The sequence below is a fragment of the Sphingomonas pseudosanguinis genome (assembly GCF_052056765.1).
Lineage (GTDB): Bacteria > Pseudomonadota > Alphaproteobacteria > Sphingomonadales > Sphingomonadaceae > Sphingomonas > Sphingomonas pseudosanguinis.
Window position 1 is genome coordinate 1,115,136 of record NZ_CP189888.1, and the last position, 19,404, is coordinate 1,134,539.

22 protein-coding genes and 1 pseudogene are annotated in these 19,404 nt (G+C 64.8%); 22 read left to right on the plus strand and 1 reads right to left on the minus strand.

Annotation, left to right across the window (positions count from 1 at the left end; genetic code table 11):
- Nucleotides 1-11 precede the first annotated feature (11 nt).
- Together ACQHGV_RS04985 and ACQHGV_RS04990 are read left to right on the plus strand one after the other, a co-directional pair.
- Nucleotides 12-470: an MOSC domain-containing protein gene (locus ACQHGV_RS04985; protein WP_440979666.1), complete on the plus strand. Its 459-nt coding sequence runs from the start codon at nucleotides 12-14 to the stop codon at nucleotides 468-470.
- Entirely contained in the window at nucleotides 467-1,666 is a 1,200-nt protein-coding gene (locus tag ACQHGV_RS04990; RefSeq protein WP_440979667.1) for a phosphoglycerate kinase, read from the plus strand. Before ACQHGV_RS04985 ends, ACQHGV_RS04990 begins: the two co-directional genes overlap by 4 nt.
- A gap of 153 nt (nucleotides 1,667-1,819) precedes the next feature.
- Here the strand turns inward: ACQHGV_RS04990 and ACQHGV_RS04995 are convergent, their stop codons facing one another.
- Nucleotides 1,820-2,338, minus strand: a complete 519-nt coding sequence (locus ACQHGV_RS04995) for a TlpA family protein disulfide reductase (protein ID WP_440979668.1) — start codon at nucleotides 2,336-2,338, stop codon at nucleotides 1,820-1,822.
- Between the two features lie 119 nt (nucleotides 2,339-2,457).
- Here ACQHGV_RS04995 and ACQHGV_RS05000 point away from each other — a divergent pair, with 119 nt between their 5' ends.
- The 20 genes and pseudogenes from ACQHGV_RS05000 to nuoL all read left to right on the plus strand — a co-directional run bounded on the left by ACQHGV_RS05000 (nucleotide 2,458) and on the right by nuoL (nucleotide 19,397).
- A complete protein-coding gene (locus ACQHGV_RS05000) occupies nucleotides 2,458-2,703 on the plus strand; it encodes a ribbon-helix-helix protein, CopG family (protein ID WP_312487483.1) in 246 nt (81 codons plus the stop codon).
- Nucleotides 2,700-3,026 carry a type II toxin-antitoxin system PemK/MazF family toxin gene (locus ACQHGV_RS05005; protein ID WP_184105877.1) on the plus strand — a complete coding sequence of 109 codons (327 nt, stop codon included), beginning with the start codon at nucleotides 2,700-2,702 and terminating at the stop codon, nucleotides 3,024-3,026. The genes ACQHGV_RS05000 and ACQHGV_RS05005 overlap by 4 nt, the downstream gene beginning before the upstream one ends.
- Before the next feature lie 38 nt (nucleotides 3,027-3,064).
- The gene (locus tag ACQHGV_RS05010) at nucleotides 3,065-3,973 is read left to right on the plus strand and encodes a class I fructose-bisphosphate aldolase (RefSeq protein ID WP_175311414.1); all 909 of its coding nucleotides are present in this window, start codon (nucleotides 3,065-3,067) and stop codon (nucleotides 3,971-3,973) included.
- 113 nt (nucleotides 3,974-4,086) lie between these two features.
- Nucleotides 4,087-4,776, plus strand: a complete 690-nt coding sequence (gene thiE, locus ACQHGV_RS05015; protein WP_440979669.1) for a thiamine phosphate synthase — start codon at nucleotides 4,087-4,089, stop codon at nucleotides 4,774-4,776.
- 453 nt (nucleotides 4,777-5,229) lie between these two features.
- Complete coding sequence (locus ACQHGV_RS05020; protein WP_440979670.1) at nucleotides 5,230-5,406, plus strand: hypothetical protein; 177 nt, start codon at nucleotides 5,230-5,232, stop codon at nucleotides 5,404-5,406.
- Nucleotides 5,407-5,450: 44 nt separating this feature from the next.
- A complete protein-coding gene (locus ACQHGV_RS05025) occupies nucleotides 5,451-6,014 on the plus strand; it encodes a M23 family metallopeptidase (RefSeq protein WP_440979671.1) in 564 nt (187 codons plus the stop codon).
- A 74-nt stretch (nucleotides 6,015-6,088) separates the two neighbouring features.
- The gene (gene efp, locus ACQHGV_RS05030; protein ID WP_058716349.1) at nucleotides 6,089-6,652 is read left to right on the plus strand and encodes an elongation factor P; all 564 of its coding nucleotides are present in this window, start codon (nucleotides 6,089-6,091) and stop codon (nucleotides 6,650-6,652) included.
- A gap of 130 nt (nucleotides 6,653-6,782) precedes the next feature.
- The gene (locus ACQHGV_RS05035; protein WP_056438117.1) at nucleotides 6,783-7,595 is read left to right on the plus strand and encodes an inositol monophosphatase family protein; all 813 of its coding nucleotides are present in this window, start codon (nucleotides 6,783-6,785) and stop codon (nucleotides 7,593-7,595) included.
- 197 nt (nucleotides 7,596-7,792) lie between these two features.
- The gene (gene ndhC, locus ACQHGV_RS05040; protein WP_230481820.1) at nucleotides 7,793-8,167 is read left to right on the plus strand and encodes an NADH-quinone oxidoreductase subunit A; all 375 of its coding nucleotides are present in this window, start codon (nucleotides 7,793-7,795) and stop codon (nucleotides 8,165-8,167) included.
- The gene (locus ACQHGV_RS05045) at nucleotides 8,158-8,742 is read left to right on the plus strand and encodes a NuoB/complex I 20 kDa subunit family protein (RefSeq protein WP_221211432.1); all 585 of its coding nucleotides are present in this window, start codon (nucleotides 8,158-8,160) and stop codon (nucleotides 8,740-8,742) included. The genes ndhC and ACQHGV_RS05045 overlap by 10 nt, the downstream gene beginning before the upstream one ends.
- A complete protein-coding gene (locus ACQHGV_RS05050) occupies nucleotides 8,739-9,575 on the plus strand; it encodes an NADH-quinone oxidoreductase subunit C (protein WP_183951385.1) in 837 nt (278 codons plus the stop codon). Before ACQHGV_RS05045 ends, ACQHGV_RS05050 begins: the two co-directional genes overlap by 4 nt.
- Entirely contained in the window at nucleotides 9,572-10,807 is a 1,236-nt protein-coding gene (locus ACQHGV_RS05055; protein WP_440979672.1) for an NADH-quinone oxidoreductase subunit D, read from the plus strand. The genes ACQHGV_RS05050 and ACQHGV_RS05055 overlap by 4 nt, the downstream gene beginning before the upstream one ends.
- Nucleotides 10,807-11,481 carry a complex I 24 kDa subunit family protein gene (locus ACQHGV_RS05060; RefSeq protein WP_440979673.1) on the plus strand — a complete coding sequence of 225 codons (675 nt, stop codon included), beginning with the start codon at nucleotides 10,807-10,809 and terminating at the stop codon, nucleotides 11,479-11,481. The genes ACQHGV_RS05055 and ACQHGV_RS05060 overlap by 1 nt, the downstream gene beginning before the upstream one ends.
- Nucleotides 11,481-12,786 (plus strand): annotated as a pseudogene (gene nuoF / locus ACQHGV_RS05065) (NADH-quinone oxidoreductase subunit NuoF). The gene ACQHGV_RS05060 and the pseudogene nuoF overlap by 1 nt, the downstream one beginning before the upstream one ends.
- Nucleotides 12,786-14,804 carry an NADH-quinone oxidoreductase subunit NuoG gene (gene nuoG / locus ACQHGV_RS05070; RefSeq protein WP_440979674.1) on the plus strand — a complete coding sequence of 673 codons (2,019 nt, stop codon included), beginning with the start codon at nucleotides 12,786-12,788 and terminating at the stop codon, nucleotides 14,802-14,804. The pseudogene nuoF and the gene nuoG overlap by 1 nt, the downstream one beginning before the upstream one ends.
- Nucleotides 14,801-15,856 carry an NADH-quinone oxidoreductase subunit NuoH gene (gene nuoH / locus ACQHGV_RS05075; RefSeq protein ID WP_314375569.1) on the plus strand — a complete coding sequence of 352 codons (1,056 nt, stop codon included), beginning with the start codon at nucleotides 14,801-14,803 and terminating at the stop codon, nucleotides 15,854-15,856. The genes nuoG and nuoH overlap by 4 nt, the downstream gene beginning before the upstream one ends.
- Nucleotides 15,853-16,338, plus strand: a complete 486-nt coding sequence (gene nuoI / locus ACQHGV_RS05080) for an NADH-quinone oxidoreductase subunit NuoI (protein WP_440979675.1) — start codon at nucleotides 15,853-15,855, stop codon at nucleotides 16,336-16,338. Before nuoH ends, nuoI begins: the two co-directional genes overlap by 4 nt.
- 49 nt (nucleotides 16,339-16,387) lie before the next feature.
- On the plus strand, nucleotides 16,388-16,999 hold the full coding sequence (locus ACQHGV_RS05085) for an NADH-quinone oxidoreductase subunit J (RefSeq protein ID WP_007404217.1): 612 nt from the start codon (nucleotides 16,388-16,390) through the stop codon (nucleotides 16,997-16,999).
- Nucleotides 16,996-17,304 (plus strand): NADH-quinone oxidoreductase subunit NuoK, encoded by a 309-nt coding sequence (gene nuoK, locus ACQHGV_RS05090; protein ID WP_007404079.1) that lies wholly within the window; start codon nucleotides 16,996-16,998, stop codon nucleotides 17,302-17,304. Before ACQHGV_RS05085 ends, nuoK begins: the two co-directional genes overlap by 4 nt.
- 5 nt (nucleotides 17,305-17,309) lie before the next feature.
- The gene (gene nuoL, locus ACQHGV_RS05095) at nucleotides 17,310-19,397 is read left to right on the plus strand and encodes an NADH-quinone oxidoreductase subunit L (RefSeq protein WP_440979676.1); all 2,088 of its coding nucleotides are present in this window, start codon (nucleotides 17,310-17,312) and stop codon (nucleotides 19,395-19,397) included.
- Nucleotides 19,398-19,404 lie beyond the last annotated feature (7 nt).

The window sequence follows — 19,404 nt, forward strand, 5'->3', positions numbered from 1 at the left end:
CGGCGCGGGCGATGACCGGGCGTCTGGCCGGCATCGCCCGTCATGCCGTGCCGAAGGGGCCGATGGCGGTGATCGACACCGCCATCGTCACCCTGGAGGGCGGTATCGAAGGCGATTGTCGCGGGCGCGTAAAGCCCGGCGGTCGCGGGCGGCGTCAGGTGACGCTGATCGAGCGGGCCGATTGGGACGCCGCGCTGGCCGAGATCGACCACGACATCCCCTGGCAGGAGCGCCGTGCGAACCTGCTGGTCGAGGATTTCGACCTTCCCCACATTCCGGGCACCCGGCTGCGTATCGGGCCTGTCCTTCTGCAAATCACCATGGAATGCGATCCGTGCCACCGCATGGACGCGATCGCCGACGGATTGCGCGCGGCCCTGACCCCCGACTGGCGCGGCGGCGTTTGCACGCGCGTGATCGAGGGCGGCACGATCAGCATCGGCGATAATATTAGGATCGAGGAATCATGACCAAGGCCTTCAAGACGCTCGACGATATGGGCGATGTCCAGGGCAAGCGCGTGCTGGTCCGCGAGGATCTGAACGTGCCGATGGCCGATGGCCGCGTCACCGACGACACCCGTCTGCGCGCGACGATCGCGACCGTGACCGAACTGGCCGACAGGGGCGCGATCGTCCTGATCCTCGCCCATTTCGGCCGCCCCAAGGGGCAGCGTAACCCCGACTATTCGCTGGCGATGCTGACCCAGCCGTACAGCGACGTGCTGGGCCGTCCGGTTCGCTTCATCGACGATGTGGCGGGGGAGGCGGCGGAAGCGGCGGTCGCGACGCTGAACCCCGGCGATATCGCGATCCTGGAAAACACCCGCTTCCATGCCGGTGAGGAAAAGAACGACGCCGAGCTGGCGGCACAGATCGCCAAGCTGGGCGACCTGTACGTCAACGACGCCTTCTCGGCCGCGCACCGCGCCCATGTCTCGACCGAAGGGCTGGCGCGCCAGCTTCCGGCATTCGCAGGCCGTGCGATGGAGGCTGAACTCGACGCGCTGGAAAAGGCGCTCGGCAATCCCGAGCATCCGGTCGCGGCCGTGGTCGGCGGCGCCAAGGTTTCGACCAAGCTCGCGGTGCTCAAGCATCTGGTCGGCAAGGTCGATCACCTCATCATCGGCGGCGGCATGGCCAACACCTTCCTCGCCGCGCGCGGCGTCGATGTCGGCAAGTCGCTGTGCGAGCATGACCTGACCGGCACCGCCGAGGACATCCTCGACGCCGCCGATAAGGCGGGCTGCACCGTCCACCTGCCTTATGACGTGGTGGTCGCCAAGGAGTTCAAGCCGAACCCCGAGACCCGCACCGTCAATGTTCACGAAGTCGCCGCCGACGAGATGATCCTCGACCTGGGCCCCAACGCCGTCGAGGCGCTGGGCGATGTGCTCAAGAACTGCCGTACGCTGGTCTGGAACGGCCCGCTCGGCGCGTTCGAGACGCCGCCCTTCGACATGGCGACCGTCGCGCTCGCCAAGACGGCGGCGGCGCTGACCCAGGACGGCAGCCTCGTCTCGGTCGCGGGCGGCGGCGATACCGTCGCCGCGCTCAACCAGGCCGGCGTGGGGACGCAGTTCACTTTCGTCTCGACCGCGGGCGGCGCGTTCCTGGAGTGGATGGAAGGGCAGGACCTGCCTGGGGTCGCGGCGTTGCTGGCCTGAGATCATTCCTCCCCTGCAAGGGGAGGTGGCAGGCCGAAGGCCTGACGGAGGGGTGTCAGGGCTGGCGAGGATAGCTGTCATCGCAACCGGGGACACCCCTCCACCATGCTGCGCATGGTCCCCCTCCCCTTGCAGGGGAGGAAGCTTGCAGGGCTATAACCCCGTCGCCTCAGGCGGCGGGGTTTCTTTCAATAGCGGCACGAGTAACCGGTTGAGGTCGTCCAGATCGAACGCCGCCGCCTGCGCGTAGCGGACCCGCCCGCCGCGATCGATGATGTAGTTGGTCGGCACCGCGCCCAGCGTATTATACGGCCCCTTGATCCGCTTGGCCGACGGCATGGCCAGCGTCGCGAACAGGGGCTTCAGCTTGTAGAGCGGCACCGAGTCCTCGGTGGCGATCGCAAAGACCTTCAGTCCGTGCGGACCCTGGATGCGATAATATTTGTCGAGCAGCGGCAATTCGGTGCGACACGGGCCGCACCATGTCGCCCAGAAGTTCAGCACGACCACCTGTCCGCGCAGGTCCGCCAGCCGGACATGCGTGCCGTCGACCAGGGTCAGGTCGAAATCGGGGGCCATCTCACCCACTCGTGGGTCCGAGCGCACCAGCGCCGACGAACCGGTGGACGCCGCCGCCAGTGCCGCTGCCGCGATCCATCGAAGCCATGCCATGCTCATCGTCCCCCCCCTTGCCCCAGATCAGGATGATCCAGTCGGCATCGGCACGCAAGACCGCTTGATCCCTCTTGTCGGACTTGCTAGGTTAAACACGTTAAACGAAGGAAGTGGCAATGCTCGGCGTCCGCCTCGATACCGAATTGGAAGAGCGGCTGGCGGCCGTTGCCCGCACGCAAGGGCGCAGCAAGAGCGACATCGCGCGGGAAGCCGTGCGCCGCTATGTCGACCTGCATGACGAGGCTTATCGGCGCGAAGCCCGTCGCCAATCGACGCGGGCGTCGAAGCGCGACACGCCGGAGGATTTCGCCTTCTGGAACGCGCTGGCCCGGGAATCCGACGCGCAGGGGGACGAGGCATGACGATTTCGCATGCCGCCATCGTGCTGGCGACGACGGGGGAGGGCGGCGATCACCGCCCGTTCCTGGTCGTCCAGTCGGACCTGTATAACGAGACGCACAACACCATCACCGTCTGCCCGATGACCTCGGTCGTCGGCGGCGAGGCGCTGTTCCGTGTCGCCTTCTCGCCGCGCGAACATACCGGCCTGACCGTCGAGTGCGAAGTGCAGGTCGACAAGATCCTGTCCATCCCGCGCAATCATATCGTCAAAGTCATCGGCCATGCTTCGCCCACCCGCATGGAGCAGGTCGATCAGGCGCTGCGCCGCTGGCTGATGCTCTGACCCCTATTCCCGAAGCCCATTCAATCCGGAGAGAATCGATGACCCCGACCGTGAAGGCCATTCTCGACAAATATGAAGGCACGCCGGCAGCGGTGAAGGCCAATCTCGCCCGCATCCTGATGCAGGGCAAGCTGGGCGGTACCGGCAAGCTGATCATCCTGCCGGTCGACCAGGGCTTCGAACATGGCCCGGCGCGCAGCTTCGCGGTCAACCCGCCGGCCTATGATCCGCATTACCATTTCCAGCTGGCGATCGACGCCGGGCTGTCGGCCTATGCCGCGCCGCTGGGCATGCTGGAGGCCGGGGCCGACACCTTCGCGGGCCAGATCCCGACCATCCTGAAGATCAACAGCTCGAACAGCTGGGGCACCTCGATCACCCAGGCGGTGACGGGCAGCGTGCAGGACGCGGTGCGGCTGGGCTGCTCGGCGATCGGTTTTACCATCTATCCCGGCTCGGACGGCATTTTCGATGCGATGGACCAGATCGCGATCCTGTCGGCCGAGGCGCGCGAGGCGGGCCTCGCCACCGTCATCTGGAGCTATCCGCGCGGCGGCAAGCTGAGCAAGGACGGCGAACTGGCGCTCGACGTCGGCGCCTATGCCGCGCACATGGCGGCGCTGCTCGGCGCGCACATCATCAAGGTGAAGCTGCCCAGCGACCATATCGAACAGGCCGAGGCCAAGAAGGTCTATGAGGGCACCGACTGGTCCAACCAGGCCGACCGGGTGCGCCACGTCGTCCAGTCCAGCTTTGCGGGCCGTCGCATCGTCGTCTTCTCGGGTGGCGCCGCCAAGGGGGCGGACGCCGTCTATCAGGACGCGCGCGACATTCGCGACGGTGGCGGCAACGGCTCGATTATCGGCCGCAACACCTTCCAGCGTCCGCGCGACGAGGCGCTGGCGATGCTCGATAAACTGATCGCGATCTACAAGAACGAAGAATAAGTTCTTGCTAGGGTTGGGCGTTCCGGTTGGGGAACCGGGACGCCCATTCCACGCCTCTTTGCCGGGTGCGTCGGGCAGGTGACGTGAGGCCCGTCACGCGCTAGGGAAGCGGCATGACGCTTGACGACGATCCCCTGGGGCCCCTCGACCCCAATTTCGCCTCCGCCTTCGTGCGCGACATGCGGCGGCCCCCCTGCCAGCTTTATCTGATCTCGCCGCTCGATGTGACCGGCGGTTTCGCCGACCGACTGGCGCGCGCGCTCGATGCCGGCCCCGTCGCGGCTTTCCAGTTCCGTGTGAAGGACATGGACCAGCACGCCGCCGCCAAGCTGGCCGAGCCGCTCCAGCGCATCTGCGCCGATCGCGAGGTCGCCTTCATCGTCAATGACAGCATCAGCCTCGCCAAGCGGCTGGGCGCGGACGGCGTGCATCTGGGTCAGGATGACGGCGATGCGCGCGAAGCCCGCGACGTGCTGGGGCCGTCGGTGCACATCGGCATCACCTGTCACGACAGCCGCCACCTCGCCATGGAAGCGGGCGAGACCGGCGCGGACTATGTCGCGTTCGGTGCCTTCTATCCGACGACGACCAAGCACACTACGCATCGCCCCGAACCGGTGATCCTGTCCTGGTGGTCGACCCTGTTCGAGCTGCCTTGCGTCGCGATCGGCGGGATCACGCCGGCCAATGCCGCGCCACTGATCAAGGCGGGCGCCGACTTCCTGGCGGTGTCGGGCGCGGTGTGGAACGGCGACGAGGAAGCGGCGGTCAAGGCCTTTGCGGACATCCTCGGCGAGCGCTGATCGACATTCCCCCTTGTCCTCCCCTGCAAGGGGAGGTGGCAGGCCGAAGGCCTGACGGAGGGGTGTCACGGTTCGTGAAGCAGGACGATACTCTCGACCGGAAGTGCCCCTCCACCTTTGCACTACGGGGAGCAGTCCATCCGGCTGCGTCCAAACGTCAATACAGCCTAAAGCGTGATGACATAAGACGGACTCACCCCTCCCCTTCAGGGGAGGGGCCGGGGGTGGGGCGGCTCCGCGTGCATGCCGCCTGTGATGAGGCCTCACCCCAACCCCTCCCCTGAAGGGGAGGGGCTCGCGTTAGTTTCATGCCATGTCATCATGGTCTAGCCGTCTTGCTGGTCTGGCCCGCCCCGATGCCCGGGGCGGAACGGCCGATCCGTTGCGCTCCGGAAACAAGCGCGCCGCCTCGCGTTAACCCATGCGGTAGCATTTGACGTGAAGGAGGGGCCGATGCGCAGACTGGCAATGGCGATGGGCGGCGGCATCGTTCTGGCCTTCGTCGCGGTCGCGACCCATCCGACCCCCGCACAGGGTGCGATCCGAACCGCCGATCCCGCTGTGCGGCAGGCACCGATCATGGCGCCGCTTTCGAAGACCATCGAGGCCGCGGTGGCCATTCCCGAATGAGCCGGCGCGGGGGCAGGGGGCCGCTCTCCCGTTTCGGATGGGTGATGCTGGCGCTGATCGTGATCGGTATCGGCGGCTTCCTGTCGATGCTGTCCTTCGGCCCCGCCGAAGTCGTCGTGCCTGAGGTCACCGCGCCGCCCAGACAGGCGGCGGCCGGGAGTTCGGCGGCGCTGGCCATGCCGATCGCGAGCTATCCTGCCACCTCGCTGCACCGCGACTGGGGCGATCCGCGCGAGGGCGGCAAGCGCAAGCACCAGGGCATCGATCTGATGGCGCCATCGGGCACCCCGGTCGTCGCCGCGCTGCCGGGCACGGTCGAGAAGCTGTTCGACAGCGAACGTGGCGGCCATACGCTCTATATCCGCTCGCTCGATCGCCGCTGGAGCCTCTATTACGCGCATCTGAAAGGCTATGCGCCGGGCCTGGCCGAGGGGCAGCGCGTGGCGCGGGGGCAGGTGGTCGGTTATGTCGGCGATACCGGCAATGCGGGGGCGGGCAATACGCATCTGCATTTCGGGGTCAGCTGGATGCGCGCCGGCGACCGCTGGTATCAGGGGGAGCCGGTCGATCCCTATCCGCTGCTTGCCGGAAAGACCGCTTCGAGCTAAAGCGGCCGACACAGGAGGCCGGACCGCGTATCTCGCGCCGGTATCCTTCGCTCTTTCCAGTAGGTTGAAGACCCATGAAGATCAGCGGCGTGGACATTCGTCCCGGCAACATCATCGAGTATGAAGGCGGCATCTGGCGCGCCGTGAAGATTCAGCACACCCAACCCGGCAAGGGCGGTGCGTATATGCAGGTCGAGATGAAGAACCTCATCGACGGCCGCAAGACCAATGTCCGCTTCCGCTCCGCCGAGACGGTCGAGCGCGTCCGCCTGGATACCAAGGACTTCCAGTTCCTGTTCGCCGAGGGTGACGACCTGACCTTCATGGACAAGGAAACCTATGAGCAGATCACGCTGCCGCGCGACCTGCTGGGCGATGCCGCCGCGTTCCTGCAGGACGGCATGGACGTCGTGATGGAACTGCACGAGGAAAAGCCGATCTCGGTCCAGCTTCCCGATCAGATCGAAGCGACGATCGTCGAGGCGGACGCCGTGGTGAAGGGGCAGACCGCCTCGTCCTCGTACAAGCCCGCGATCCTCGACAATGGCGTGCGCGTGATGGTGCCGCCGCACATCGCCAGCGGCACGCGCATCGTCGTCGATGTGTATGAACAGACCTACGTCCGCCGCGCGGACTAATCGGTATCGGCGGATGACCGGCGCGATTTAAGCGCGACCCCGTCATCCGCCATCCCGGCCCGTCGTTCGCGGCGGGCCTTTTCAATTCTGAGCGCCCTGGGCAAGCAGCGGCGCGATCGAAAGGACGATCATGGCCTCGCACTCCGGGCTTCTCACCATCATGGAACGCGCCGCGCGCAAGGCCGCCCCGCGTCTCCGCCGTGACTTCAACGAGGTCCAGCACCTCCAGGTCAGCCGCAAGGGTCCCGCCGACTTCGTGTCGATGGCCGACAAGCGCGCCGAGGAAACCGTCTTCGAGGAACTGAAGAAGGCGCGTCCCGACTGGAACTTCCTCATGGAGGAGGGCGGCGAGATCAAGGGCGATCCGTCCAAGCCGCGCTTCATCATCGATCCGCTCGACGGCACCTCGAACTTCCTGCACGGTATCCCGCACTTCGCGATCTCGATCGCGGTCGAGGAGCCGCTGGCGAACGGCAAGCGCGAGGTCACGACCGGCCTGATCTATCAGCCGCTGACCGACGAGAGCTTCTGGGCCGAAAAGGGCCGGGGTGCGTGGTTGCAGGACGGCCGCCTGCGCGTGTCGTCGCGCCGCGATCTGTCGGAGGCGCTGATCGCCACCGGCATCCCGTTCCTCGGGCATGGCGATTTCGTCCAGTGGAGCCGCATTTTCGGTGCGATCGCCCCGCAGGTCGCCGGTATCCGCCGCTTCGGGTCGGCCGCGCTCGACCTCGCCTGGGTCGCGGCGGGCCGCTATGACGGCTTCTGGGAGTCGGGCCTGAAGCCCTGGGACGCGGCGGCGGGCATGCTGCTGGTTCGCGAGGCCGGCGGCTTCGTCAGCGATTTCCGGGGTTCGGACAAGTCGCTCGAGCGCGGCGAGTATCTGGCCGCCAACGAGGGTCTGCATTCCAAGCTGCACAAGCTGCTGGCGAACGCGCTCCGTTAAGGTTTTTTGAGGGATTTCGAGCGCGATGGCGGATCGCCATTGCGCTCAAGCCCCTCAGATACCATCTGAATTCCTGTCGGATGGGATGAATGGCGCGGTTCATTTGCGATTCATTCTCATGGCTCCGCTGGCTTGCTCCAGCCGACCCATCGGCCTAAAGCCGTCCGCATCCAGTTCCGCATCCGCGAGAGAAAAACTTGGTCGATCTGTCGCAATATCTGCCGATCCTCCTGTTCCTGGGCGTTGCCCTGGCACTGTCGACGGCCTTCGTGTTTCTGCCGATGCTCGTCGCGCGCCTGACCGGTGCGCACCAGCCCAACGAGCAGAAGCTGTCCGAATATGAGTGCGGCTTCCCCGCGTTCGAAGACCCGCGCAGCCAGTTCGACGTGCGTTTCTACCTCGTCGCCATCCTGTTCATCATCTTCGATCTGGAAGCGGCGTTTCTGTACCCCTGGGCGGTCAGTGTCTTCAGCCTCGGCTGGACCGCCTGGTTTTCGATGATGATCTTCATCGGCGAGCTCGCGCTGGGTCTCGTCTATGCGTGGAAGAAGGGAGCATTGGATTGGGAGTAAATCTTCACTCCGGTCCGGTTGAGTTCAAGCCGCAGGCCCATGGCGGAGCCGTGCATGACGGCCAGGCCCTCATCCAGCCCGATCAGGGCTTTTTCGACGGGCTGAACGGCGAACTGACCGACAAGGGCTTCCTCGTCACCTCGACCGAGGAGCTGTTCCAATGGGCGCGCACCGGCTCGCTCTGGTGGATGACCTTCGGTCTGGCGTGCTGCGCGGTGGAGATGATCCACGTCAACATGCCGCGCTACGACATGGAGCGCTTCGGCGCCGCGCCGCGTGCGTCGCCGCGCCAGTCGGACGTGATGATCGTCGCGGGTACGCTGTGCAACAAGATGGCTCCGGCGCTGCGTCGCGTGTACGACCAGATGTCGAACCCGAAATACGTCATCTCGATGGGCAGCTGCGCCAATGGCGGCGGCTATTACCATTACAGCTATTCGGTGGTGCGCGGCTGTGACCGGATCGTGCCCGTGGACATCTATGTCCCCGGCTGTCCGCCGACTGCCGAAGCGCTGCTGTACGGCGTGATGCAGCTGCAGCGGAAGATCCGCCGCGCCGGGAGTATCGAACGGTGAGGGCGCCTGCTCCCCGTTTCGCCGCGAATGACGGCGTGATCGATGCGGCGCGCGCCGCACTCGGCCCCTGGTTGCTCGACGCGCGCGAGCACGTCGGTGAGGTCGCGCTGGTCGTTGACCGTGCGAACCTGGTGCCCGCCATGACCGCGCTACGCGATACCAAGGGGCTGGAATATCAGCAGCTGATGGAAATCGCCGGCGTCGACTATCCGGAGCGCGACGAGCGTTTCGAGGTGGTCTATTGCCTGTTGTCGCTGACCCGCAATCACCGCCTGCACGTCCATGTCTCGACCGACGAGGACAAGCCGGTGCCGTCGGTGACGGGGCTGTGGCCGGTCGCCGGCTGGCTGGAGCGTGAGGTCTATGACCTGTACGGCGTGCTGTTCTCGGGCAATAGCGACCTGCGTCGCATCCTGACCGACTATGGCTTTCGCGGTCATCCGCTGCGCAAGGACTTCCCGCTGACCGGCTATACCGAGCTGCGCTATTCGGAAGAGGAAAAGCGCGTCGTCTATGAGCCGGTGAAGCTGGCGCAGGACTTCCGCAACTTCGACTTCCAGAGCCCGTGGGAAGGGGCCGAATACGTGCTTCCGGGCGACGAGAAGGGCGTGCAGGCGCAGGGCAAGGGCGCGCAGACCCCGGCCAGCGCCGATGCGGTGAAGAAGGCCGATGCGGCGCCGGACAAGACGGTCGCCGCCAATGCGCCCGAGACCAAGACCACCGAAAGCCCCAAGCAGACGGGCGCGGGTCAGCCGCATCCGGGCAACAAGGCCGAGGACAAGCCCAAGGACCCGGACGTCGTGCCGGGCAAGGGCGGAGGACAGAATCAGTGAGCGACTACGTCGACGAACTGCTCCACCATTCGGATGCGGCCGACCCGACCACGGGTGACGTGTCGATCCAGAACTATACGATCAATTTCGGCCCGCAGCATCCGGCGGCGCACGGCGTGCTTCGCCTCGTCATGGAGCTGGACGGCGAGATCGTCGAGCGGGTCGATCCGCATGTCGGTCTGCTGCATCGCGGCACCGAGAAGCTGATCGAATACAAGACCTATTCGCAGGCGCTGCCCTATTTCGACCGCCTCGACTATTGCTCGCCGATGTGCATGGAGCACAGCTATGTGCTCGCGGTCGAGAAGCTGCTCGACCTCGAAGTGCCGCTGCGCGCGCAATATCTGCGGACGTTCTTCGCCGAGCTGACGCGTATTTCGAACCACATGCTCAACCTGGGCAGCCATGTGATGGACGTCGGCGCGATGACGCCGAACCTGTGGATGTTCGAAATCCGCGAAGACTGCATGAACTTCTATGAGCGGGCCTCGGGCGCGCGCATGCATGCGAATTATTTTCGTGTCGGCGGCGTCCATCAGGACGTGCCGCTCAAGTTGCTGACCGACATCGCAGACTGGCTCGATACGCGTCTGCCGCAGCTGTTCGAGGATGCGATCGGCCTGGTGTCGAACAACCGCATCTTCAAGCAGCGCAACGTCGACATCGCGGTGGTGAACCGTGAGGACGCGATCAAGTGGGGCTTCTCCGGCCCGATGATCCGTGGTTCGGGCATTCCGTGGGATCTGCGCAAGTCGCAGCCCTATGACGCCTATGACAAGGTGGACTTCGATGTGCCGGTGGGCACCAGCGGCGACTGCTATGACCGGTTCATGGTGCGCGTCGAGGAAGTGCGCCAGTCGGCCCGCATCATGAAGCAGTGCCTGGCGCAGATGCCCGAAGGTCCGGTGCTCGCCACCGACCGCAAGGTCACGCCGCCCAAGCGTGCCGAGATGAAGCGCTCGATGGAAGCGCTGATCCACCACTTCAAGCTCTATACCGAAGGGTATCACGTCCCCGCCGGTGAGGTGTATGTCGCGACCGAAAGCCCTAAGGGGGAATTCGGCGTGTATCTCGTCTCCGACGGATCGAACAAACCCTATCGCTGCAAGATCCGCCCGACCGCGTTCAGCCATCTGCAGGCCATGGAATTCATGTCCAAGGGGCACATGCTGGCCGACACGACCGCGATCCTGGGCGCGATGGACATCGTTTTTGGTGAATGTGACCGCTAATGGCTGACGCACCCAACATCCCCGACGAGGCGGAAGTCCGCGCCCGCTGGGGCAATTTCGCCTGGACCGACGAGAACCAGCGGAAAGCGAACGAGATTCTCGCGCGCTATCCGAAGGGCCGCGAACAGTCCTGCTCGATCCCGTTCCTCGATCTGGCGCAGCGTCAGGTCGGTGCCGAGACGCAGACGCAAGGCTGGCTGCCGGTTCCGGTGATCGAGTTCGTCGCGCGTCAGCTCGGCGTCGCGTACATGCGCATCTACGAGGTCGCGACCTTCTACACGATGTTCAACCTGGCGCCGGTCGGCCGCTATCATGTGCAGGTGTGCGGCACGACGCCGTGCATGCTGCGCGGGTCGGACGATGTGCTGGCGGCGTGCAAGAACAAGGGGCTGATTAAGGGCAAGACCACGCCCGACGGCCTGTTCACGCTGACCGAGGTCGAGTGCATGGGCAATTGCGCCTCGGCGCCGATGGTCCAGATCAACGACGATAATTTCGAGGATCTGGATTACGACCGCACGGTCACGATCCTGGAAGCGCTGGCCCGGGGCGAGAGCCCCAAGACCGGCACGCAGGAGCCGGGTCGCCACACGGTCGAGCCGATCGGCGGCCCGACCACGCTGACCGCCATGGTCGGCGAGAATCACGACTATCGCGGGGAGTGGGGCGCATAATGCTCGCTGACAAGGACCGCATTTTCACCAATCTCTACGGCTATCAGCCGTGGAACGTCGACGCGGCGATGAAGCGCGGCGATTGGGACAATACCAAGGCGCTGCTGGAGCTGGGCCAGGACAAGATCATCGACGTCATCAAGGCGTCGGGTCTGCGCGGGCGCGGCGGCGCCGGCTTCCCGACCGGCATGAAGTGGAGCTTCATGCCCAAGGAACCGCGCCCGGACCGGCCGAGCTTCCTCGTCATCAACGCCGACGAGTCGGCGTTCGTGCAAGGACCGCGAGATTATCCGCCACGATCCGCACAAGCTGATCGAGGGCGCGCTCGTCGCGGGCTTCGCTATGCGCGCGCGGGCGGCATACATCTACATTCGCGGCGAATATATCCGCGAGGCTGAGACGCTGTTCGCGGCGGTCGCCGAGGCCTATGACCGGGGCTTCCTGGGCAAGAATGCCTGCGGCTCGGGTTACGACTTCGACGTCTTCGTCCATCGCGGCGCGGGCGCCTATATCTGCGGCGAAGAGACCGCGATGATCGAGAGCCTGGAGGGCAAGAAGGGGCAGCCGCGCCTCAAGCCGCCTTTCCCGGCGGGGGCGGGCCTTTATGGCTGCCCGACCACGGTCAACAATGTCGAGTCGATCGCGGTCGCGCCGACGATCCTGCGGCGCGGGGCCGAGTGGTTCTCCTCCTTTGGGCGAGAGAACAACAAGGGCACCAAGCTCTTCCAGATTTCCGGCCATGTCGATCGCCCCTGCGTGGTCGAGGAAAGCATGTCGATCAGCTTCCGTGAGCTGATCGAGAAGCATTGCGGCGGCATCCGTGGCGGCTGGGACAATCTGCTCGCGGTCATCCCCGGCGGCTCGTCGGTGCCTTTGGTGCCCGCCGCCGAGATCATGGACGCGCCGATGGATTTCGACGGCCTGAAGGCGGTCGGATCGGGCCTCGGCACGGCGGCGGTCATCGTCATGGACAAGTCGACCGACATCGTCCGCGCGATCAGCCGCCTGTCCTATTTCTACAAGCATGAGAGCTGCGGCCAGTGCACCCCGTGCCGTGAAGGCACCGGCTGGATGTGGCGCGTGATGGAGCGGATGCGCACCGGCGATGCCGATGTGTCCGAGATCGACACGCTGTTCCAGGTGACGAAGCAGGTCGAAGGCCACACCATCTGCGCGCTCGGCGACGCGGCGGCCTGGCCGATCCAGGGCCTGATCCGCCACTTCCGCCCGGAGATGGAACGCCGCATTCGCGAACGCAAAGGCGAGACGGGCGGCAACGCCCCGATGATGGAAGCTGCCGAATAATGCCTAAGGTCAAAGTCGACGGCGTCGAGATCGAGGTGCCGCAGGGCGCCACCGTGCTGCAGGCCTGTGAGCTTGCGGGCAAGGAAATCCCGCGCTTCTGCTATCATGAGCGGCTGTCCATCGCGGGCAATTGCCGCATGTGCCTGGTCGAGGTGAAGCCTGGCCCCCCCAAGCCGCAGGCCTCCTGCGCGCTTCCGGCCGCGGAGAATCAGGAGATCTTCACCACCACCCCGATGGTGAAGGCCGCGCGCGAAGGCGTGATGGAATTCCTGCTCATCAACCATCCGCTGGACTGCCCGATCTGCGATCAGGGCGGCGAGTGCGACCTGCAGGACCAGTCCATGGCCTATGGCAAGGGCCATAGCCGCTATGACGAGAACAAGCGGGCCGTCACCGAGAAATATATGGGTCCGATCGTCAAGACGGTCATGACCCGCTGCATCCAGTGCACCCGCTGCGTCCGCTTCGCCGAAGAGGTTGCGGGCGTGGAGGAAATCGGCGCGATCTATCGCGGCGAGAATATGCAGATCACCTCGTACCTCGAACAGGCCGTGTCGAGCGAGCTGTCGGGCAATGTCGTCGATTTGTGCCCGGTGGGCGCGCTGACGTCCAAGCCCTATGCGTTCGAGGCGCGTCCCTGGGAGCTGAAGAAGACGCTCGCCATCGACGTGATGGACGCGGTCGGCACCAACATCCGCCTCGACAGCCGGGGTCGTCAGGTGCTGCGCTGCGTGCCGCGCATCAATGACGAGGTGAATGAGGAGTGGGCGAGCGACAAGACGCGTCACGCGATCGATGGTCTGGTCCGTCGTCGTCTCGACCGTCCGTTCGTCCGCCGCGACGGCAAGCTGGTGCCCGCGACCTGGGACGAGGCGTTCGCCGCGATCCGGGACGTGAACGCGGGTTCGAGCGTCGCCGCCATCGCCGGTGATCTGGTCGATTGCGAGACGATGTTCGCCGCCAAGGCACTGCTCGCCAAGATGGGGTCGACCCTGCTCGAAGGTCGTCAGACCGGCATGGATTACGACACGTCGAGCCTGGCCGCGGTCAACTTCAACACGACCATCGCGGGCGTGGAGAAGGCCGATGCGATCCTGCTGATCGGCACCAATCTGCGCTGGGAAGCGCCGCTGGTGAACACCCGTATCCGCAAGGCGATCAAGAAGGGCGCCCAGGTGTTCGCGATCGGCCCCGAAACCGATCTGACCTACAAGGTCGAATGGCTGGGTGCCGACCTGTCGGTCTTGGGCAACCTCCCCGAGGCCGTGACCGAGCTGTTCGGCAAGGCCGCGCGTCCGATGGTGATCGTCGGTGGCGGTGCGTTGAAGGGTGCGCATGGCGCGAGCCTGAAGCTGGTCGACCAGTTCAATCTGGTGCGGACGCTCGAGGACGGTTCGTCTTGGAACGGCTATAATGTCGTTCACATGGCGGCGTCGCGCATGGGTGGCCTGATGCTCGGCTATGCGCAAAAGGGCGGCATTGCGGACGTGGTTGCGGCTGCGCCCAAGCTCGCCTTCTTCCTGGGTGCCGACGAGGTCGACTTCGCCAAGTTCGGTAACAGCTTCAAGGTGTTCGTCGGCCATCATGGCGACAAGGGTGCGCATCACGCCGACGTCATCCTGCCGGGCGCGACCTTTGCCGAGAAGTCGGGCACCTGGGTCAATCTGGAAGGCCGGGTGCAGCGCGGCGACCGTGCGGTGTTCGCACCGGGCGATGCCCGTGACGACTGGACGATCTTCCGCGCGCTGTCCGAAGTGCTCGGTCAGACCCTGAGCTTCGACACGCTGGACGAACTGCGCGCCGCCATGGCCGCAGAGGTTCCCGCGCTGGGCCAGGTCGGCCTCGTGACCTTCGACTGGGCCGCGCCGTCGCTGAACGCGACCGCGTCCGGCACCATGGAAGGCTATCCGATCAAGGACTTCTACCTCACCAACGCGATCTGCCGCGCCAGCCCGACGATGCAGCGCTGCTCGGCCGAACTGGTCCATGGTGAGAGCTATGCGGAGGCAGCGGAGTGACCGCGTTTTTCAACACGACGCTCGGCCTTCCTTATGGCTGGGCCTGGACGATCGCGACTTTGGTCGGGATTCTGGCGATCGCGCTGCCGCTGATGCTGGCCGTCGCGATGGTCATCTATGTCGATCGCAAGATCTGGGCGGCGATGGCGCTGCGGCGGGGCCCGAACGTGGTCGGTCCCTTCGGTCTGCTCCAGTCCTTCGCCGACGGTCTGAAGGTCTTCCTTCAGGAAACCATTGTCCCGGCCGCCGCCAATCGCGGGCTGTTCCTGCTGGCGCCGATCATCACCTTCACGGTCGCGTTGATCGTTTGGGCGGTGGTGCCGTTCCAGCCGGGCGTGGTCGTTGCCAACATCAATGTCGGCCTGCTCTATGTTCTCGCCGCCTCGTCGCTCGGCGTGTACGGCGTGATCCTGTCGGGCTGGGCATCGAACTCGAAATATCCCTTCTATTCGGCGCTTCGTGCCGCCGCGCAGATGGTGTCCTATGAAGTCGCGATCGGCTTCATCCTGATTTCGGTCGTGATGTGGTCGGGCAGCTTCAACCTGACGAATATCGTCGAGGCGCAGAAGGGTGTGCTGAACACCCCGATCAACGGTTTCTTCCTGAACCCGCTGCTCTTCCCGATGGCGATCATGTTCTTCATCTCGGCGCTGGCCGAGACGCAGCGCGCGCCGTTCGATCTGACCGAAGCGGAGTCGGAGCTCGTCGCGGGTTATCAGACCGAATATAGCTCGATGTCGTTCGCGCTGTTCTGGCTGGGCGAGTATGCCAACGTCATCCTGATGTGCGCGCTGAACGCGATCCTGTTCTGGGGTGGCTATCTGCCGCCGCTCGACTGGGCACCGCTCTACGCCGTGCCGGGTATCGTCTGGCTGCTGCTGAAGATGTGCTTCTTCTTCTTCGTCTTTTCCTGGGTGAAGGCGACCGTACCGCGCTATCGGTACGACCAGCTGATGCGGCTGGGCTGGAAGGTGTTCCTGCCGGTGTCGCTGTTCTGGGTATTCTTGGTGTCTGGCGTGCTGATGTATGCGCGCGTGGGAGTTCCGGCATGAGCGTCGCTCAGTACGTCAAGGCTTTTGCGCTGTGGGAGTTCGTGAAGGGCCATGCGCTGACCCTTCGCTACTTCTTCAAGCCGAAGGCGACGATCAACTATCCGTACGAGAAGAACCCGATCTCTCCGCGCTTCCGGGGTGAGCACGCGCTGCGTCGCTATCCCAACGGCGAGGAACGGTGCATCGCGTGCAAGCTGTGCGAGGCGATCTGCCCCGCCCAGGCGATCACGATCGAGGCGGAACCCCGCGACGACGGCAGCCGCCGCACGACGCGCTACGACATCGACATGACCAAGTGCATCTATTGCGGGCTGTGCCAGGAGGCTTGCCCCGTGGACGCCATCGTCGAGGGGCCGAACTTCGAATTTTCGACCGAGACCCGCGAAGAGCTGATCTACGACAAGTCGAAGTTGCTCGATAACGGTGACCGCTGGGAAAGCGCGATCGCGGCGAACCTTGCCGCCGATGCGCCGTACCGTTAAAGCCCGCGACCAACGGTTCGGGGCGGACAGAAAAGGGGCCTGACAGGCAGTGATACAGGCTATCGCCTTCTATATTTTCGCGACCGTGGTGATCGTGTCCGCAGGGCTCACGATCGCGTCGCGCAATCCGGTGCACTCGGTCATGTGGCTGATCCTGGCGTTCTTCAACGCCGCGGGCCTCATGGTGCTGTGCGGGGCCGAGTTCATCGCGATGCTGCTCGTCATCGTCTATGTGGGCGCGGTCGCGGTGTTGTTCCTCTTCGTCGTCATGATGCTCGATATCGAGGTCGCGGCGATGCGGGCGGGCTTTGCGCGCTATCTGCCGCTGGGCCTGGCACTGGCCGTGGCCTTGCTGGCCGAGGTCATCATCGCGTTCCAGGCATGGAGCGTCGGCGGCGTACAGCTCGCGGCCCGCGCGGCCCCGATCGCCCCTGAGGTGTCCAACATCCAGGCGATCGGTAACCTGCTCTACACGCGTTATCTGTTCATCTTCGAGGGTGCGGGCCTGGTCCTGCTCGTCGCGATGATCGGCGCGATCGTGCTCACCCATCGCAAGCGCGGCGGCGTCCGTCCGCAGAACATCGCCAAGCAGAATGCGCGTCAGCCGCATGAGGCGATCCGCAACATCAATCAGCCTATCGGGCAGGGGGTGGAACTGTGACGATCGGTCTCGTCCATTATCTGGTCGTTGCAGCGATCCTGTTCACCATGGGGGTGCTGGGTATCTTCCTGAACCGGAAGAACCTGATCGTCATCCTTATGGCGATCGAGCTCATTCTGCTCGCCGTGAACCTGAACCTCGTCGCCTTTTCGGCCGCGCTTCAGGATCTGGTGGGTCAGGTCTTCGCCATGTTCGTGCTGACCGTGGCCGCCGGTGAGTCGGCGATCGGTCTGGCGATCCTGGTCATCTATTTCCGTGGCCGCGGCACCATCGCGGTCGACGACGTCAACCGGATGAAGGGGTAATCGGGTTGATCCTCGCTATCGTCTTCCTGCCGTTGCTGGCCGCCGCCATTGCGGGGTTCGGCAACAAGGCCATCGGGAACGTGCCCGCCAAGGTCGTCACGACCGGCGCGCTGTTCATTTCCTGTGCGCTCTCATGGCCGATCTTCATCGGCTATCTGTCGGGCGCCAATGTCGCGACCGTCACGCCGGTGCTCCACTGGATCACCAGCGGCACCATGTCGGTCGACTGGGCGCTGCGCGTCGACTCGCTGACCGCGATCATGCTGGTGGTCATCACCAGCGTCTCGGCGCTCGTCCATCTCTATAGCTGGGGTTATATGAGCGAGGAGCCGGATCAGCCGCGCTTCTTCGCCTATCTCTGCCTCTTCACCTTCGCGATGCTGATGCTCGTGACGGCGGACAATCTGGTCCAGATGTTCTTCGGCTGGGAAGGCGTGGGTCTCGCGTCCTACCTGCTGATCGGCTTCTGGTTCCGCAAGCCTTCGGCCAATGCCGCCGCGATCAAGGCGTTCGTCGTCAATCGTGTCGGCGATCTCGGCTTCATGCTCGGCATCTTCGGCACTTTCTTGGTGTTCGGGACCGTCTCGATCCCGGCGATCCTGGCGGCCGCGCCGGGCATGGCGGGATCGACCATCGGCTTCCTGGGCTATCGGTTCGACACGATGACCGTGCTCTGCCTGCTATTGTTCGTCGGTGCGATGGGCAAGTCGGCGCAACTGGGTCTCCACACCTGGCTGCCGGACGCGATGGAAGGCCCGACCCCGGTGTCGGCGCTGATCCACGCCGCGACCATGGTGACCGCGGGCGTGTTCATGGTGTGCCGCCTGTCGCCGATGTTCGAAACCTCGCCGACCGCGCTGGGCGTGATCACCGTCATCGGTGCCATGACCTGCTTCTTCGCCGCGACCGTCGGCACGGTGCAGACCGACATCAAGCGCGTCATCGCCTATTCGACCTGTTCGCAGCTCGGCTACATGTTCTTCGCCGCCGGCGTCGGCGCGTACGGCGCGGCGATGTTCCACCTGTTCACCCACGCCTTCTTCAAGGCGCTGTTGTTCTTGGGTGCGGGCTCGGTGATCCATGCGATGCATCACGAGCAGGACATGCGCTACTATGGCGGTCTGCGTCGCCACATCCCGCTCACCTTCTGGGCGATGATGATGGGTACGCTGGCGATCACGGGCGTCGGTATCCCGGCTCTGTTCGGCAATCCGATGGCGTTCGGTTTCGCGGGCTTCCATTCGAAGGACGCGATCATCGAAGTCGCTTATGCTGGTGGTTCGGGCTTCGCCTTCTGGGCAGGCGTGATCGCCGCGTTGCTGACGAGCTTCTACTCGTGGCGCCTGATGTTCCTGACCTTCTGGGGCAAGCCGCGCTGGGTCGCGTCGGAGCATATTCAGCACGCGTTGCACGACGCGCACGGGCATGGCGATCATGGGCATACCCATGATCCGCACCCCGCGAACGAGGATGCCGGTGACGAGCCGCACGTCCATGGCCCGTCGCAGGAGGAACTGCCCGAGGGCACCGGTGGCTATCATCCGCATGAGAGCCCGTTGGTCATGCTGATCCCGCTGATCGTCCTGTCGATCGGCGCGATCGCGGCGGGCTTCGTCTTCCATGGCTGGTTCATCGAGCCGGAAGCGGGCGAGAGCTATTGGAAGGGCGCGATCGCCTTCAACGAGCATCTGATGCATTCGATGCATGGCGTGCCGGTGTGGGTGAAGCTGTCGGCGACGATCGTCATGCTGCTCGGTCTCGCGACCGCGTATCTGACCTATATCCGCGCTCCGGAGTTCCCGGCCAAGTTCGCGGACCAGTTCCGCATCCTGTACCGCTTCCTCCTCAACAAATGGTATTTCGACGAGATCTACCATTTCCTCTTCGTGCGCCCCGCCTTCGCGATCGGCCGGTTGCTGTGGCACCGTGGCGACGAGAAGACGATCGACCGCTTCGGCCCCAACGGCGTTGCCTGGCTTATCCAGCAGGGCAGCAAGGGTGCGGCGCGCTTCCAGACGGGATACCTCTACAGCTATGCCTTCGTCATGTTGATCGGCCTGACTGCGGCCGTCACCTGGGCCATTTTGGGTTGATCGCGTG